Annotated in this window: 13 protein-coding genes; 9 read left to right on the top strand and 4 right to left on the bottom strand. The window is 72.6% G+C overall.

Annotated elements, in window-relative coordinates:
• Positions 1–53: 53 nt before the first annotated feature.
• Genes npdG through FHU40_RS12005 form a run of 3 tightly spaced genes read right to left on the bottom strand, consistent with a single transcriptional unit; the run spans position 54 to position 2,553 of the window.
• Entirely contained in the window at positions 54–716 is a 663-nt protein-coding gene (npdG, locus tag FHU40_RS11995; RefSeq protein ID WP_183592565.1) for an NADPH-dependent F420 reductase, read from the bottom strand.
• Positions 717–761: 45 nt separating this feature from the next.
• Entirely contained in the window at positions 762–1,715 is a 954-nt protein-coding gene (locus FHU40_RS12000; RefSeq protein WP_183592566.1) for an electron transfer flavoprotein subunit alpha/FixB family protein, read from the bottom strand.
• A 34-nt stretch (positions 1,716–1,749) separates the two neighbouring features.
• Positions 1,750–2,553 carry an electron transfer flavoprotein subunit beta/FixA family protein gene (locus FHU40_RS12005; RefSeq protein WP_183592567.1) on the bottom strand — a complete coding sequence of 268 codons (804 nt, stop codon included), beginning with the start codon at positions 2,551–2,553 and terminating at the stop codon, positions 1,750–1,752.
• A gap of 172 nt (positions 2,554–2,725) precedes the next feature.
• Between FHU40_RS12005 and tmk the strand changes: the two genes are divergently transcribed.
• The 4 genes from tmk (at position 2,726) to FHU40_RS12025 (ending at position 8,092) form a co-directional block, all read left to right on the top strand.
• Positions 2,726–3,379, top strand: coding sequence for a dTMP kinase (tmk, locus tag FHU40_RS12010; protein ID WP_183592568.1), 654 nt, complete (start codon positions 2,726–2,728; stop codon positions 3,377–3,379).
• 160 nt (positions 3,380–3,539) lie between these two features.
• Complete coding sequence (locus tag FHU40_RS12015) at positions 3,540–4,697, top strand: DNA polymerase III subunit delta' (protein ID WP_183592569.1); 1,158 nt, start codon at positions 3,540–3,542, stop codon at positions 4,695–4,697.
• Between the two features lie 7 nt (positions 4,698–4,704).
• Positions 4,705–6,258, top strand: coding sequence for an alpha/beta fold hydrolase (locus FHU40_RS12020; protein ID WP_183592570.1), 1,554 nt, complete (start codon positions 4,705–4,707; stop codon positions 6,256–6,258).
• A gap of 553 nt (positions 6,259–6,811) precedes the next feature.
• The gene (locus tag FHU40_RS12025; protein ID WP_183591276.1) at positions 6,812–8,092 is read left to right on the top strand and encodes an IS110 family RNA-guided transposase; all 1,281 of its coding nucleotides are present in this window, start codon (positions 6,812–6,814) and stop codon (positions 8,090–8,092) included.
• A gap of 99 nt (positions 8,093–8,191) precedes the next feature.
• Here FHU40_RS12025 and FHU40_RS12030 read toward each other — a convergent pair whose 3' ends face one another.
• Positions 8,192–9,118, bottom strand: a complete 927-nt coding sequence (locus FHU40_RS12030) for a TauD/TfdA dioxygenase family protein (RefSeq protein ID WP_343057832.1) — start codon at positions 9,116–9,118, stop codon at positions 8,192–8,194.
• Positions 9,119–9,305: 187 nt separating this feature from the next.
• Here FHU40_RS12030 and FHU40_RS12035 point away from each other — a divergent pair, with 187 nt between their 5' ends.
• The 5 genes from FHU40_RS12035 to FHU40_RS29485 are packed head-to-tail and all read left to right on the top strand — an operon-like array spanning position 9,306 to position 15,689.
• Positions 9,306–10,517, top strand: coding sequence for an ROK family protein (locus FHU40_RS12035; protein ID WP_183592572.1), 1,212 nt, complete (start codon positions 9,306–9,308; stop codon positions 10,515–10,517).
• Positions 10,518–10,571: 54 nt separating this feature from the next.
• Positions 10,572–12,149 (top strand): ABC transporter substrate-binding protein, encoded by a 1,578-nt coding sequence (locus FHU40_RS12040; protein ID WP_183592573.1) that lies wholly within the window; start codon positions 10,572–10,574, stop codon positions 12,147–12,149.
• 12 nt (positions 12,150–12,161) lie between these two features.
• Positions 12,162–13,121, top strand: a complete 960-nt coding sequence (locus FHU40_RS12045) for an ABC transporter permease (protein ID WP_183592574.1) — start codon at positions 12,162–12,164, stop codon at positions 13,119–13,121.
• Positions 13,118–14,008, top strand: a complete 891-nt coding sequence (locus FHU40_RS12050) for an ABC transporter permease (RefSeq protein ID WP_343057833.1) — start codon at positions 13,118–13,120, stop codon at positions 14,006–14,008. The genes FHU40_RS12045 and FHU40_RS12050 overlap by 4 nt, the downstream gene beginning before the upstream one ends.
• 13 nt (positions 14,009–14,021) lie before the next feature.
• Positions 14,022–15,689 (top strand): dipeptide ABC transporter ATP-binding protein, encoded by a 1,668-nt coding sequence (locus tag FHU40_RS29485; RefSeq protein WP_183592575.1) that lies wholly within the window; start codon positions 14,022–14,024, stop codon positions 15,687–15,689.
• Positions 15,690–15,800: the final 111 nt, after the last annotated feature.

Genomic DNA, 15,800 nt, shown 5'->3' on the forward strand with positions numbered 1-15,800 from the left:
CTCGTTGGGCGGTCGCTACGTCGTGGCCGGGTGCACCGACCGGGCCGCCGGGATCAGTGGCCGAGGCCGGCGATCGCGACCCCCGAGTGGGTCCGGTACTTCTTGTTGATCGAGATCAGGACGGCGGTCAGGGGCTCGAGCTGGCGGGCGAGCCGCAGGCTGCCGGCGTCGACGCCCGGCCGGCCCGTGACGGCGATCGCCAGGTCCATCACGACGGTCTTCGCCTCGGCGTCGTCCCCCACGACGAGGACGTCCTGGGTCGACAGGTCGGCGTCCGGGTCGATCAGCGAGACCGCGGACAGGTGGTGGAAGGAGCCGACGACCTGCGCGTCCGGCACCAGGGCGGCGGCCCGCTCGGCGGCGCTCTCGCCGCCGAGGTCGAGCCCGAACGGTCCGTGCTTGTCGAAGCCGAGCGGGTTCACGCAGCTGACCACCACCTTCCCCGCCAGCTCGTCGGCGAGGGAGGCGACCAGCTCGTCGTGGCCGTCGAAGGGGATCGCGAGCACGACGACGTCGGCCACCGCGGCGGCTCCGGGGTTCGAGTCACCCCGGAGCCCGGTGCCGGCCAGGGTGCCGAGGTCGGCCGCGGCGGACGCCGCGCGCCCGGCGTCGCGGGAGCCGAGCGTGACGTCGTGGCCGGCGGTCGCGAACCGGTAGGCCAGGCCTCGTCCCTGCGGGCCCGTGCCACCCACGATGGCGATCCTGCGTCTGTCCATGTCGAGCTCCTTCGGTGTCGGTGTCGGTGTCGGCGGCGAGAGGCCTCAGGCCCGGCGGCGCCGGATCTCCTCGGTCACGGCGGGCAGCACCGTGTGCAGGTCGCCCACGACGCCGAAGTCGGTCAGCTCGAAGATGGGGGCCTCCTCGTCCTTGTTGACGGCGACGATCGTCTTCGAGGTCTGCATGCCGGCCCGGTGCTGGATCGCGCCGGAGATGCCGTTGGCGACGTAGAGCTGGGGGGAGACGACCTTGCCGGTCTGGCCGACCTGGAAGGTGTGCGGCTTCCAGCCGGAGTCGACCGCGGCCCGCGAGGCCCCGACGGCGGCGCCGAGCTCGTCGGCCAGTGCTTCGACCGCGGTGAAGTCACCCCCGGTGCCCCGGCCGCCGGAGACGATGATCGCGGCCTCGGTGAGCTCGGGCCGGCCGGTCGCCTGGCGCGGCTGGGTCGCGACGATCTGCGCGGTCCTGGCGGCGTCCGAGATGTGCGCCGCGAACGGCACGACCGTGCCGGCGCCCGCGGCCTCGACGGGGGCGACCGAGTTGGGCTTGACCGTGATGATCGGTGTGCCCTTCGTGACCCTGCCGGTCAGCGTGTAGTTGCCCGCGAACGCGCTCTGGACCGCCGCGCCGTCCTCGGTGACGTCGATCGCGTCGGTGATCAGGCCCGAGTCGAGCTTGACCGACAGTCGCCCGGCCACCTCCTTGCCCTCCGCGCCGGACGGGATCAGGATCGCGGCCGGCTCGACCTGTCGGGCCAGCTGCGCGAGCGCCTCCGCCGTGGGGGCTACCAGGTAGCCCTTGATCGGGGCGTCGTCGACGACGTGGACCCGCTGCGCGCCGTACGCCCGCACCGCCTCGGCCACCCGCGCACCGGCGTCGGCGGCGCCGATGAACACCGCCGCGGGCGTGCCGAGCCGGGCCGCGAGCGTGAGCAGCTCGAACGTGGACCTCTTGACCGCGCCATCGACGTGGTCGACCAGGACGAGTACCTCGGACATCCTTGCTTCTCCCTACCTCTCGAGCCGTGCTAGCTCAGATGAACTTCTTCGACGCCAGGAAGTCCGCGAGCGCCGCGGCGCTCGAGCCGTCCTGGTCGGTGACCATCTCGCCGGCGGCGCGCGGGGGGCGTGCGGCCGCCTCCTCGACGGTCGTGTACGCCGCGGCCAGGCCGACGGCGCTCGCGTCGAGTCCGATGTCGGCCAGCGACCAGGTCTCCAGCGGCTTCTTCTTCGCGGCCATGATCCCCTTGAACGAGGGGTAGCGGGCCTCGCCGGACTGGTCGGTCACCGAGAGCACCAGCGGCATCGTGCCGCCGATCACCTCGGTCGCGGCGTCGGTGTCGCGCTTGATCCGGACCTGGTCGCCCTGGCTCTCGACGACGGAGGCGAGCGTGACCTGCGGCAGGCCGAGGCGCTCGGCCAGCATCGCGGGCACGACCGACAGGCCGGCGTCGGTGGACGCCATCCCACACATCACCACGTCGACCGGCGCGCCCTCACCGAGCCTCTCGGTGGCCCGGGCCAGCACCAGCGAGGTCGCCAGCGCGTCCGAGCCCGCGATCGCGTCGTCGCTCACGTGGACGGCCCGGTCGGCGCCCATCTGCAGCGCCTTGCGGGCCGCCTCCGCCGCCTGCTCCGGGCCGACCGTCAGTGCGGTCACCACGACCTCCTCGCCGTCCGCGCGCTTCTCCTTGATCTGGAGCGCCTGCTCCACGGCGTACTCGTCCAGCTCCGAGAGCAGGCCGTCGACCCCGACCCGGTCGACGGTGAGGTCCGGCTCGAACCGCCGGTCGGCGGTCGCGTCCGGGACATGCTTCACGAGCACGACGATGTTCATGGCAGGCGCCCTTCCGATAGAATGTGCGCAACAGGATACATATGCACACAATACGCCGCCATCGACCACCCTTCCGGCCGGGAGGCCGGTGGGTGCGGGCCATTAGGGTGTACGCCGTGACCCCACCCGACGGAGCCCCTCGCTTGGCCCACGCCTGCGCGGGGGTCTCCGGATGAGCAGTCGACCCGGGGTGTACGCCGAGGCGGGCGTGTTCGTGTGCTTCGAGGGTGGCGAGGGCTCGGGCAAGTCCACGCAGTCGCGGCGGCTGGCGGCCTGGCTGGTGGAGTCGGGCTACGTCGCGATCTCGACGTTCGAGCCGGGCGACACCGAGGTCGGCCGCAAGCTCCGCGAGATCGTGCTCAGCCCCGAGACCGGGGAGATCTCCGACCGCACCGAGGCGCTGCTCTATGCCGCCGACAAGGCCGAGCACGTCGACACGGTCGTGCAGCCGGCGCTGGATCGCGGCGCGGTGGTGATCACCGACCGCTACGTCGACTCGATGCTGGCCTACCAGGGCGCCGGCCGGGCGCTCGATCTCGGCGAGGTCGAGGAGGTCGCGCGCTGGGCGACCCACGACCTGCGGCCGCACCTGACGGTCGTGCTCGACCTCGAGCCCGAGCACGGCCTGGGCCGGTTCGAGGAGCGCGACCGGATCGAGGGTGAGTCGCTGGAGTTCCACCAGCGGGTGCGCGCCGGGTACCTGCGGATGGCCGCGGCCGACCCCGACCACTACCTGGTGCTCGACGCGCGCGCCGACGTCGACGAGATCACCGGGCAGGTGCGGGCGGCGATCGCCCCGTTGCTGCGGCAGGCGGTGCGTCGATGAGCCGGCCGTGGGGCGGTGCGTCAGCAACCGTTCCGCCGTCCCGGACGGTTGCCTGCTCACCGCCGCCCGGCGCGGCACGCGGGCAGCGGTGCGTCAGCAACCGTTCCGCCGTCCCAGACGGTTGCCTGCTCACCGCCGCCCGGCGGCAGGAGGTGCGGCGATGACCACCGTCTGGGACTCCCTGGTCGGCCAGCACCGTGCGATCGAGGCCCTCTCGGCCGCGGCCGAGGGCCGCGGCATGAGCCACGCCTTCCTCTTCACCGGGCCGCCCGGATCGGGCCGGTCCAACGCTGCGGTCGCGTTCGCCGCGGCGCTGCAGTGCCAGGAGCAGCCGCCCGGTTGCGGCACCTGCCACGCCTGCCACACCGTGCTGGCCGGCAGCCACGCCGACGTGGCCGTCGTGCGCACCCAGGGCCTCTCGATCGGCGTCAAGGAGGTGCGCGACCTGGTCCGCCGCTCCGCGCTCGCCCCGGTCGGCCGCGGCTGGCAGATCGTGATCGTCGAGGACGCCGACCGGCTCACCGAGCAGGGCGTCAACGCCCTCCTCAAGGCGATCGAGGAGCCCGCCGAGCGGACGGTGTGGATGCTCTGCACGCCGACCGTCGAGGACGTGCTCCCGACGATCCGCTCGCGCTGCCGCCTCGTCACGCTGACGACCCCGAGCACCGCCGACGTCGCCGACTTCCTCCGGCGCACCGACGGGGCGAGCGAGGCGCTCGCGTCGTACGCCGCCCGCGCCAGCCAGGGCCACATCGGCCGGGCCCGGGCGCTCGCCCGCGACGAGGCGACCCGCGACCGGCGCCGCGAGGTCGTCGCGATCCCGGTCTCGCTGACCTCGCTGGGCGCGTGCATGAGCAAGGCCGCCCGGCTCGCCGAGGTGACCAAGGAGGAGGCCGACGCGATCACCTCCGAGCTCGACGCCCGCGAGAAGTCCGACCTCGACACGGCGTACGGCGTGGTCGAGCGCGGCCGCCGCCCGCGCGAGTACGCCCCCGCCCTGCGCGAGCTCGAGAAGGAGCAGAAGTCCCGCGCCAAGCGCCGCCACCTCGACGTGGTCGACCGCGGCCTGATGGACCTGGTCTCGGTCTACCGCGACGCGATCGCGGTCTCGGCCGGTGCGCCCGGGCCGCTGGTCAACGAGGAGATCCGCGGCGACATCCAGCGGCTCGCCGATACCGGCACCCCCGAGGGGCAGCTGCGCCGGATCGCCGCGATCTTCGAGGCCCGTGAGCAGATGCTGGAGTTCAACGTCCAGCCGGCGCTGGCCCTGGAGTCGATGATGCTCGCGTTGGTCGCCCCCGAGGTGCGCGGCCGGTGATCCACCCGTGACCGCCCAGCGGGCGGTGGTGCTGCTCCTCGTGCTGGCGCTCGCGCTCGGCTCCGCCGGCACCGTCGCGCTCGTGCTGCTCGACGGCGACACCGCCACGAGCGATCCGAGGGACGCCCCCACCACCACGCCGGCCCCCGGCGCGACCGTGCCCCCGAGCCCCGACCTGGCTCGGTTCTACGGCCAGCGGCTGACCTGGGAGCCCTGCCGCGGCGTCGGCCTGTGCGCGACGCTCGAGGTGCCGCTCGACTACCGGCATCCGCGCGGCGAGACCGTCGGGCTCGCGCTGCTCAAGGTGCCCGCCGCCGACCCCGGCCGCCGGCTCGGCTCGCTGGTCGTCAACCCCGGCGGGCCGGGAGCCCCCGGCACCGACTACGCCGCGAGCGCCGCCGCGGTCTTCCGCCAGCCCGTCCGCGACGCCTACGACATCGTCGGCTTCGACCCGCGCGGCACCGGTGACAGCGACCCGGTCGACTGCCTGGGCGACGACGACCTCGACGCGTACGTCGCCCAGGACCCCGACCCCGACACGGCCGCCGAGGCCTCGACCTACGCCGGCTGGGTCGACCGGATCGGCCGCGGCTGCGCCGACCGGTCCGGCGCGCTGGCCGCGCACGTCAGCACCGTCGAGGCGGCCCGCGACATGGACGTGCTGCGCGCCGCGCTCGGGGAGTCGTCGATGGCCTACTTCGGCGCCTCCTACGGCACCAAGCTCGGTGCGACGTACGCCGACCTCTTCCCCGACCGCGCCGGCCGCCTGGTGCTCGACGGCGCCGTCGACCTCTCGCTGGGCTCGCGCGAGCTGAGCCGGCAGCAGGCGCAGGGGTTCGAGACCGCGCTGCGCGCCTACGTGCAGGACTGCGTCGACGAGGGCGACTGCTTCCTCGGCGACACGGTCGACGCCGGCGTGGCCCGGATCCGTGCGCTCCTCGACGACGTCGACGCCGAGCCGCTGCCCACCGACTCCGACCGCGACCTGGAGGTGGGCAACGCCTTCTACGGCATCGTGCTGCCGCTCTACAGCCGCGACTTCTGGGGTGCGCTGAACGACGCGCTGCGCGCGGCGCTGGACGGCGACGGCACCGAGCTGCTGTGGTTCTCCGACCTCTACGTCTCGCGCGGATCGAGCGGCTACACCGACAACAGCGCCGAGGCGATCTACGCGATCAACTGTCTCGACGACCCCTGGGCGATCCCCGCGGCCGAGGTGCCCGACCAGCTCGCCGACTTCGAGCAGGCCTCGCCCACCTTCGGCTCGGTCTTCGCCTGGGGGCTCACCACGTGCGGCGGGATGCGGGTCGAGCCCGCCGAGCCGCCCCGCGAGGTGCGGGCCGCCGGCGCCGACCCGATCGTCGTGGTCGGCACGACGCGCGACCCGGCCACGCCGTACCAATGGGCCGTCGCGCTCGCCGACCAGCTCGAGTCCGGGGTGCTGGTCAGCCGCGACGGCGACGGCCACACCGGCTACAACTCCGGCAACAACTGCGTCGACGAGGCGGTCGAGGGCTACCTGCTCGCAGGCGTCGTGCCCGACGACGGGCTGTCCTGCTGAGCACGTGACGAGGCCCCGGGGAGGGTGCGGTTCCCCGGGGCCTCGGCTCATGGTGGGGTGGTTTCGAGGCTCGGGCCTGGCGGCCCTCACACCTCAACCACCGCACGGTGGTTGAGGTGCGAAGGCGCCCTAGATGACTAATTCCAAGGCCTCGCACGCTGCGCGACGCTCATCATCCGCTCCGGCGGCGTTGCCGACGCTTGAAAGACGTCCAGTCTGCCGACGCATCGGCGCCTTGCCGGAGCGGCGCTGAGCGCCGCTCGCTTGCACGATCCCTTGGAATTACTCATCTAGCCAAGGTGCCCCTGTCGGGGCGCCCGTTCCGGGCTGAGAATGGTGCTGCGGCTGCCCGGTGACGCCGTTGTTCCTATGGTCCTGCGAGGCCGTCGTCTAGCCGGGCGCGGGAACCGCGTGGTGGGCCCTTCAGTGCTGCCGATCCGGGTCACCAGGAGGTGAGTCGGTGTGAGCGCGAGGACTAGATTCGCTTCTTTGCCCTGGTGGTTCCCCCGGGCGGTCGTTGCCATCAGAACGACCGATCCCAAGGAGGAGTGGGGTGTTCGCAGACTCTGAAGACGATGAGCAGATCATCGAACGGGTCGCAGCGTTGGACATCGGCAAGGCCGAGGTCGTGTGCTGTGTCCGGCTGCCCGCGGCGGTGGGCAAGAAGCGCCGGGTCCAGGAGGTGACCACGCACTCGACCATGGTGGGGTCGTTGAGCGACCTGGCCAACCATCTGGTCGATCTACGCATCGAGCGGGTCGTGATGGAGGCCACCAGCGACTACTGGCGGCCACCGTTCTACCTGTTTGAGGCTCACGGCCTGGATCCGTGGCTGGTCAATGCCAAAGACGTCCGGCACCTGCCCGGACGGCCGAAGACCGACGTGCTGGACGCGGTGTGGTTGTGCAAGGTCGCCGAGCGGCAGATGCTCCGACCCAGTTTCGTGCCCCCCACCGAGATCCGCCGGCTGCGGGACCTGACCCGCTACCGGGCCGACCTGGTCGGGGTCCGCACCGCGGAGAAGAACCGGGTCGAGAAGCTGCTGGAGGACGCCTGCATCAAGCTTTCGGTGGTCGCCTCGGACATCTTCGGGGTCTCCGGGCGCGAGATGCTGGCCGCGATGATCGCCGGGGAACGCGATCCCAAGCGACTCGCGGACCTGGCACGCTCACGGATGCGTCCCAAGATCAGCCTGCTGGAGGAGGCCTTCGCCGGACTCAAGGTCGGGACTTTCGGTGAGCACCATCGGTTCCTCCTGTCACGGATGCTGGCGCGCATCGATCAGGCCAACACCGACATCGCCGCCCTCGAGGACGAGATCGAGGAGCATCTCGCCCCTTTCGCTGACGCGGTCGCCCGGCTCGAGGAGATCCCCGGGATCGGCCCGCGGGCGGCCGCGGTCATCATCGCCGAGATCGGCCTCGACATGACCCGGTTCCCCACCCCGGGACACCTCGCGTCGTGGGCGAAGTTCTCACCCGGGATCAAGTCATCGGCGGGGAAGAACAAGGGCAACGGCTCCACCGGACACGGCAACCGCTACCTGGCCCGGGTCCTCGGCGAGGCCGCCGTCGGTGCCGGCCGCACCGAGACCTTCCTCGGCGCCCGCTACCGACGGCTCGCGCGCCGCCGCGGCAAGAAGAAGGCCATGGTCGCGGTCGGCCGTTCGATCCTGACCATCATCTGGCACCTCCTCGCCGACCCCAACGCTCGCTACCAAGACCTCGGCCCCGACCACTACGACCAGCGCGTCTCAACCACCGCCAAGAAGCGCAGCCACGTCCGGGGCCTCGAAGCCCTCGGCTACCACGTCACCCTCGAACCCGCCGCCTAACCACCGCAACAACCCTTCCCGGCTCCGCCGGGAACAGCCGCCTGCCTGGTCACCGCCATTCTCGGACTAGGCGCCTGAGCCTCGAAACCACCGAGCGCGTCAGCTGATCAGCTCGTCCAGGCTGGAGAACGCCGAGGCGTCGCCCTGGAGCACCCGGCTCCGCTCGCCGCCGATGCTGACCGGCACGTCGCCGGCCACGGTGATCCGGCGGACCTCGCGGTACTGCTCGTCGAAGTCCGCGACGGCGTAGTGCTGGGTCGCGCGGTTGTCCCACACCGCCACGTCGCCCTCGGCCCAGGTCCAGCGGATCGTGTTCTCGAGCTTGGTGACCCGGTTCTGCAGCAGCTGGAAGAGCGCGTGCGACTCGGCGGTGTTGAGGCCGACGAAGCTCTTCACGAAGTGGCCGAGCACCAGGGCGCGCTCGCCGGTCTCGGGGTGCACGCGGACCACCGGGTGCTCGGTCCGGAAGGGGATCCGGGTGAACTGCTGGCGCGTGAAGACGCTCTCCCGGTCGCCCGCCAGCTCGGCCTTCTCCGAGGTCGCCGCGTAGTCGTAGTCGTTGGTGTGCACCGCCCACAGGTTGTCGACCAGCGCCTTCAGCGGCGCCGGCAGCGCCGCGTATGCCGTGACCGTGTTGGCCCAATTAGTTGTGCCACCGTACGCCGGGATCGCGACTCCGCGCAGCACGCTGATGGCCGGGATCCGGTCCACGAACGTGACGTCGGTGTGCCAGCTGTTGGCCGCCATGCCCTTGCTGGCGGCGAGGGAGAGCACCCGGGCGCTGCCGGTGTTCACCGTCGGGTGGGCGGTCGTCAGCTGGCCGAGCTGCTGGGCGAAGGCGAGCTGACCCTCGTCGCCGAGGTGGCGCTGGTTGCGGAAGAAGATCACCTTGTGCTCGAGGAGCGCGGCCCGGATCGCGGCCACGGTCTCCTCGCCGAGGTCCGGGCCGAGTCGTACGCCGTCGATGCGGGCGCCGATGCGCCCGCCCAGCTTGGTGACGGTGACGGCGGGGCTCGTGGTGGACACGCGGTCGAGGCTGATGGTCATGGGGGTCCTTTCTCCGGGATCGGTCTGTCTGCCACTGTCCGGAGCCCGCGCCGCCCGGCCAAGGGTTTCTCTCACCGCGACCGAAACCCCGCGGCGCGCTTGGAGATCGGCCTCGTCGTCCGCTATCAATCTCTATAGTCAATCAAATCACTAGACTTTACTCGGCATGGATGAGGGGTACGGAGTGCAGCGCTCGCCGATGGTCGTCGTCTCGCGGGGCAGGCTCGCCTCGGCGGCGACGCGCGTGCTGGAGGAGCTGCGCGGCTCCGGCCCCCTGGCCCGTGACCAGCTCGTCCGGGCCACCGGACTGAGTGGGGCCACGATCGCACGCGCCGTCACCTCCCTCGGCACCGCGGGGTTGGTCCGCGAGCGCCGCGACCTGACGCCCGCCGGCGCCGTCGGGCGGCCCGGCACCCCGGTCGAGATCGACCCCACGACGTACGTCGTGGTCGGCGTGCACCAGGGCGTCCTCGAGACCACGGTGGCGCTGTGCGACCTCGCCGGCCGGGTGATCGTCAGCCGGTCGAGGCCGCACCGGCGCGGCGCGCCGCTCGACCTCGCTCCGATCGCCCGGCTCGCGGCCGGCCTGCTCGCCGAGGCCCCGACGCGGGTGCCGCTCGGCGCCGGGCTGGTCGCGCCGTGGCGCGACCTCGGGCTGGACCCGACCGTGACGGCCGCGGCGCTCCAGGAGGAGCTCGGACTCGACGTCGTCGCCGCCGACCACATCGCCGCGGTCGCGGCGGCGGAGTACATCCACCGCCGGCACCGACTCGGCGGCGTCACCACCTACCTCTACGCCCGCAATTCGGCCGGCTTCGTGATGGCCGTCGACCGCGGCGTCCAGACGGAGGTGTCCCGGGTCGCCAGCCTCACGCACTTCCCGGCCGGCACCGGGGTGGCCTGCCACTGCGGCCACTCCGGCTGCCTGGCCGCGAGCGCCGGCGACCAGGCGCTGGCCCAGGAGGCGTACGACGCCGGGCTGGTCGAGCGGCCGCGCATCGAGGAGGTCTACCTCGCCGCGTCCTCGGGCTCCGAGCCGGCGCACGCCCTGCTCCAGCGGCGGGCCCGGCTGCTGGGCCGGGTGGCGGCGACCGTCCGCGACATGGTCGACCCGGACCGGCTGATCCTGGTCGGGCAGGCGTTCACCGACTACCCGCCGCTGCTCGACGAGGTGCTCGCCGGCTTCGGCGAGACCACGCGGCTGCCGGACCTGGTTCCGACGTTCACCCGGTTCGGCGCCGGCATCCAGGCCGTCGCCGCCGGGACGATCGCGCTCGGCCCCGTCTACGACGACCCGCTCGCGGCCGTGCCCCGTCGCACTCCCGCGCCCGACCGATGTCAGGGCGCCGCGCCGGCGGCCGAGCACGTGACCGCCTGACCGGCCCCACCACCTCCTCCACTCCCGAGAAGCACCCTGCGAAAGGACGCACCCGTGCGCCGAGAACGACGTCCCCATCTGCTCCGCGGCCTGGCCCTGACCCTGGCCGGCCTGCTCGTCGTCGCCGTCGTGTCGGCGTGCTCGTCGGCCGTGGGCGAAGCCAACGGCGGCGGCAGCGCTTCCGGCCCGAGCGAGGGCGGCGTCCTCCGGGTCGGCGCCGGCTCCGACCTGATCCCGGCGTCGGTGTTCACCAACTCCTCCGACGTCGCGAACACCCTCGTCGGCACCGTCTACGAGAGCCTGGTCGACTACCCGACCGACAGCCTCGAGCCGCAGCCGCGGCTGGCCACCTCGTGGCAGCAGTCCGACGACGGGCTGTCACTCACCCTCCAGCTCCGCGACGACGTGACCTTCCACAGCGGCCGCGACCTCACCTCCGAGGATGTCGAGTTCAGCATCAGGACCTGGGCCGACCCGGCCTGGACGGTCCAGCTCCAGCGCACCGCCGCGGCGATCACCGGCTTCGACACCAGCGACCCGCACGCGATCACGCTGACCTTCGCCCATCCGCTCAGCAACGTCTTCGATCTGCTCGACATGCTCCCGATCATCGACAGCGAGAGCATCGACCAGCTCCGGGAGGGCACGGCGTACGTCGGCACCGGTCCGTTCGTCTTCGAGTCGTGGACGCCGAGCTCCAAGGTGGTCCTGACGCGCAACGAGGACTACTGGGGCGAGCAACCCCTGCTCGACGGCGTCGAGATCGACGTGGTCACCGACCCCCAGGCGCAGGCGTCCCAGCTGCGCTCGGGACAGCTCGACGTCGCGCTCGGCCTGACCGACCGCGACCGCGAGTCGTTCGAGAAGGACGACGCCTACTCGGTCACCGAGTTCAAGGGTGCCGAGAACGCCATCTATCTCGGCGCCGACCTCGCCAACCCCGACCTGCGCGAGGTGAAGCTGCGCCAGGCGATCGCCTACGCGCTCGACCGGCAGCGCATCGTCGACGAGGTCTTCCGCGGCGCGGGCACTCCGGCCAACCTGCCGTGGCCGGAGTCGTCACCGGCGTACGACGCCCGGGCCAACCAGACCTACGCCTACGACGCGGCGAAGGCCGAGGAGCTGGTCTCCCAGCTCGGCGACCAGCCGACGCTCCCGCTGGCCTACCCGGCCGGCAACGGCAACTTCGAGGCGGTCGCCCAGGTCGTCCAGGCCAACCTGGAGGCGGTGGGCATCGAGACCAAGCTCGAGCCGCAGGAGTACAGCCAGTTCATCAAGCAGCTGATCGGCGGCACCTTCGGCGGGCTCTGGATCCTGGAGCACAGCTACGCGCAGTACACGCCGTCGACGCTGACGGTCAGCGCCTATCCGTTCAACGCCGACAAGAACGCCTCGCACTTCTCCTCGCCGGCCTACCAGAAGCACGCCGACGGCGCGTGGCAGCGCGACAGCGGCACCGACCGGGGGGCGGTCCGGATCTACCGGCAGCTCAACCAGGACCTGCTCGACAACCTGTTCCTGATCGAGATCGCGGTCACGCCGCCGCGGGTCGCCACGACCGCGAAGGTGCACGACATCGGGCTCTCCAAGCGCAACGAGCTCGACCTCGGTCGCGCCTACCTCGCCGACTGAGCGGGGGCCGAGATGACCCGCTACCTGCTCCGCCGGCTGCCGTCGGCGCTGGTCGTGCTGGCCGTCGCGTCGTTCGGGATCTTCGCCCTGGTGCGCCTGGTCCCGGGCGACCCGGTCAGCACCCTGGCCGGGCCGGACGCGAGCCCCGAGGCCCGGGCCGCGATCCGGGCCGACCTCGGGCTCGACCAGCCGCTGCTCGGGCAGTACCTCACGTGGCTCGGCCAGCTGGCCCGCCTCGACCTCGGCACGTCGTACCGGATCGGCGGCCAGGTCAAGGACCTGGTCGCCGACGGCGCGGTCAACACGATCGTGCTGACCGTGACCGCGCTGCTGCTCGCGGTCGTGGTCGCGCTGGTCTCCAGCGTGCTCGCGGTCGTGCTCGACAACCGTTGGGTGAACGCGGCGCTGTCCTTCGGGAACACCCTGGCGATCGCGCTGCCGACCTTCGTCACCGGCCTCGTGCTGATCCTGCTGTTCGCCGTCGTGCTCCCGGTGCTCCCGGCCGGCGGTACGCCGCCGGACGGCTTCATCGCCCGGCCCGACATCGCCGCGCAGTACCTGCTGCTGCCGGCCGTCTGTCTGGCGCTCGGTGCCGGTGCCGCCCTCACCCGGTTCCTCACCGAGGCGCTGCGCACCGAGCTGCGCCAGCCCTACGTCACCACCGCCCGGGCGCTCGGGATCTCCCGCCGCCGGATCGTGCTGACCCAGGCGCTGCGCAACGCGCTGCCCTCGACCGTGACCGTGCTCGGCATCCAGTTCGGCACGCTGCTCGGCGGCGCGGTGCTGGTCGAGGCGATCTTCACCTGGCCGGGTCTCGGCGGACTGATCGAGGAGGCGATCTCGGGGCGCGACTACCCGCTGGTGCAGGTGCTGCTCCTGCTGTCGGTCGCCGTCTTCGTCGCCGTCCAGCTGCTGACCGACATCGTGCACGCGTGGCTCGACCCGCGCGTGCGGATCGGAGGTGCCTCGTGAGCGAGTCCCTGATCGACGTGGCGGCGCCGGAGGGCGCCGCGCCCCGGCCCGACGACGAGCCCGACCAGCGGCGGCGGCCGGGCGCCCGGTCGGCGCTGCGCCGGGGCAAGGGCCTGGCCGGCGTACTGCTGATCGGGGTCGTGGTGGCGCTCGGCCTGCTGGCGCCGCTGCTCGCGCCGTACGGCCCGACCGAGCAGATCCCCGGCGCCAACCTGGTCGGGCCGTCGGGAGCGCACTGGCTCGGCACCGACGAGGTCAACCGCGACGTCTACTCCCGCACCCTCTACGGCATCCGGACCGACCTGGTCGTGGTGTTCCTGGCGGTCCCGATCGGTGCGGTGATCGGGATCCTGGTCGGGCTGGTGTCGAGCTGGTGGACGTTCACCGACGTGATCGCCCAGCGGGTCTTCGACCTGGTGCTGGCGTTCCCGACGCTGATCCTGGCGATCGCGCTCACGGCGTTCGTCGGGCCCGGGCTGCGCACCGTCTTCTTCGTCATCATCGCCGTCGAGCTGCCGGTGTTCGGGCGGCTCACGCGCACCTCGGTGCGCACCGTGCGCGAGATGCCGTACGTCGAGGCCGCCCATGTCGTCGGCGCCGGATCGTGGTGGCAGCTGCGCCGGCACGTGCTGCCGAACTCCTGGGAGCCGCTGCTGGTCCAGCTCGCGGTCTCGATGTCGGTCGCCGTGTTCATCGAGGGCGCGATGAGCTTCCTCGGACTCGGCGTCCGCCCGCCGCACCCCTCGCTCGGCTCCCTGATCCGCGACGGCGTCCGCAATATGTACGACGCGCCGTTCTTCGCCGTCGGACCGCTCGCGCTCGTCGTGGCGCTGGTCCTCGGCCTGTTGCTCGTGTCCCAGGCGCTGGCCGAGGCCCGCCGATCCTGACGTGGAGGTACCCGTGTCCCATCCCGTGCTCGAGGTCCGCGACCTCGCCATCTCCTTCGCCCATCCGCGGCCGGCGGTCCGGTCGGTGAGCGTGACCGTCGACGAGGGGGAGGTCGTCGCCCTCGTCGGCGAGTCCGGCTCCGGCAAGTCGATGACCGCCCGCGCGGTGATCGGCCTGCTGCCCGACGGCGCCGTCGCGACCGGCTCGGTGCGGCTGCGCGGCGAGGAGGTGCTCGGTCTTCCCGAGGAGGAGATCCTCCGTTACCGCGGCCGCCGGGTCGCGATGGTCTTCCAGGAGCCGCAGACCGCCCTCAACCCGGTGCGGACCGTCGGCTGGCAGCTCGCCGAGGCCCTGCGCGCGCATGGGGGCGCTCGGGGCAGGGCGGCGCGGGAGCGGGCGGTCGAGCTGCTCCGCGAGGTCGAGATCCCCGACCCCGAGGAGCGGCTCGACTTCTACCCGCACCAGCTCTCCGGCGGCCAGAAGCAGCGGGTCGTGCTCGCGCTGGCGCTGGCGAACGAACCCGAGCTGCTGCTCGCCGACGAGCCCACCACTGCGCTCGACGTGACCGTGCAGGCCGAGATCCTGGCGCTGCTGCGGCGGATCCGCGACCGCACCGGCACCAGCATCGTGATCATCACCCACAACATGGGCGTGGTCGCCCACCTCGCGGACCGGGTGGTCGTGCTGCGCCAGGGCGAGGTGGTCGAGGAGGCCGACACCCGCGCGCTGTTCGCCCGGCCCCGACACCCCTACACCCGCCAGCTGCTCGCCGCCGTGCCGCGGCTGCCCGAGGTCGACGACCGGGTGCTCGAGCTGCTCGCCGAGCCCGAGCCCGAAGGCGTCGCCCACGAGATGGCGACTCCGGCCCTGGAGTACGACGACGTGCACGTCCACTTCGGCTCCCGGACGCGTGGCCGGGTGCTGCCTGCCGTCGACGGCGTCACGCTGCGCCTCGAGACCGGTCAGGTCCTCGGCCTGGTGGGGGAGTCCGGCTCCGGCAAGACCACGCTGGGCCGGCTCGCCGCCGGGCTGGTGCCGCTCGCGGGCGGCCGGGTCCGGGTCGCGGGCACCGACATCACCCAGGCCCGCGGTCGGCGACGTGCCGCGCTGTGCCGGCGGCTGGCCTTCGTGCACCAGGATCCGGAGGCCTCGCTCGACCCGCGCTTCACGGTCGGCGAGGCGATCCGGGAGCCGCTCGACGTGCACGGCGTCGGCACCCGTCGCGCCCGCGATCAGCGGGTGGTCGAGCTGCTCGACGCGGTACGCCTGCCCGCGTCGTTCGCCCGGCGGCGGCCGCGCGAGCTCTCGGGCGGCCAGCGCCAGCGCGTCGCGCTGGCCCGCGCGCTCACGCTCGAGCCGCGGCTGCTCATCGCCGACGAGCCGACCAGCGCCCTCGACGTGTCGGTGCAGGCGGAGGTGCTCGAGCTGTTCGCGGACCTTCAGCGGCGCCTGGGGTTCGCGTGCATCGTCATCAGCCACGACCTCGCGGTCGTCAACGCCGTCGCCGACCGGGTGGCGGTGCTGCGCGCCGGCAGGGTCGTCGAGTCCGGCCCGGCCGCCCGGGTGTTCGGCGATCCCGCACACGAGTACACCCGGCGGCTGCTCGACGCCGTACCCGTCCCCGACCCGACCGTGCGCGACGCGACGGGCCCCGCCCTGCGCGAGCACATCGCGTCCTGACCAGCACACCGACCATCGCGGGGTTTCGGGCCGGGCAGCCCTCACGCCTCAACCATCGCCATCGGTGGTTGAGGTGCGAGCGAAGCGAGCCTCGAAACCACCACCCCACCA

Origin of the sequence: Nocardioides soli (genome assembly GCF_014191495.1) — a bacterium.
In the GTDB taxonomy this organism is placed as follows: Bacteria; Actinomycetota; Actinomycetes; order Propionibacteriales; family Nocardioidaceae; genus Nocardioides; species Nocardioides soli.

Coding starts and splice junctions, on each gene's coding strand:
- FHU40_RS12045 (WP_183592574.1), top strand. CDS start 12,162: ATGACCCGCTACCTGCTCCGCCGGCTGCCGTCGGCGCTGGTCGTGCTG.
- tmk (WP_183592568.1), top strand. CDS start 2,726: ATGAGCAGTCGACCCGGGGTGTACGCCGAGGCGGGCGTGTTCGTGTGC.
- FHU40_RS12005 (WP_183592567.1), bottom strand. CDS start 2,553: ATGAACATCGTCGTGCTCGTGAAGCATGTCCCGGACGCGACCGCCGAC.
- FHU40_RS12015 (WP_183592569.1), top strand. CDS start 3,540: ATGACCACCGTCTGGGACTCCCTGGTCGGCCAGCACCGTGCGATCGAG.
- FHU40_RS12000 (WP_183592566.1), bottom strand. CDS start 1,715: ATGTCCGAGGTACTCGTCCTGGTCGACCACGTCGATGGCGCGGTCAAG.
- FHU40_RS12035 (WP_183592572.1), top strand. CDS start 9,306: ATGGATGAGGGGTACGGAGTGCAGCGCTCGCCGATGGTCGTCGTCTCG.
- npdG (WP_183592565.1), bottom strand. CDS start 716: ATGGACAGACGCAGGATCGCCATCGTGGGTGGCACGGGCCCGCAGGGA.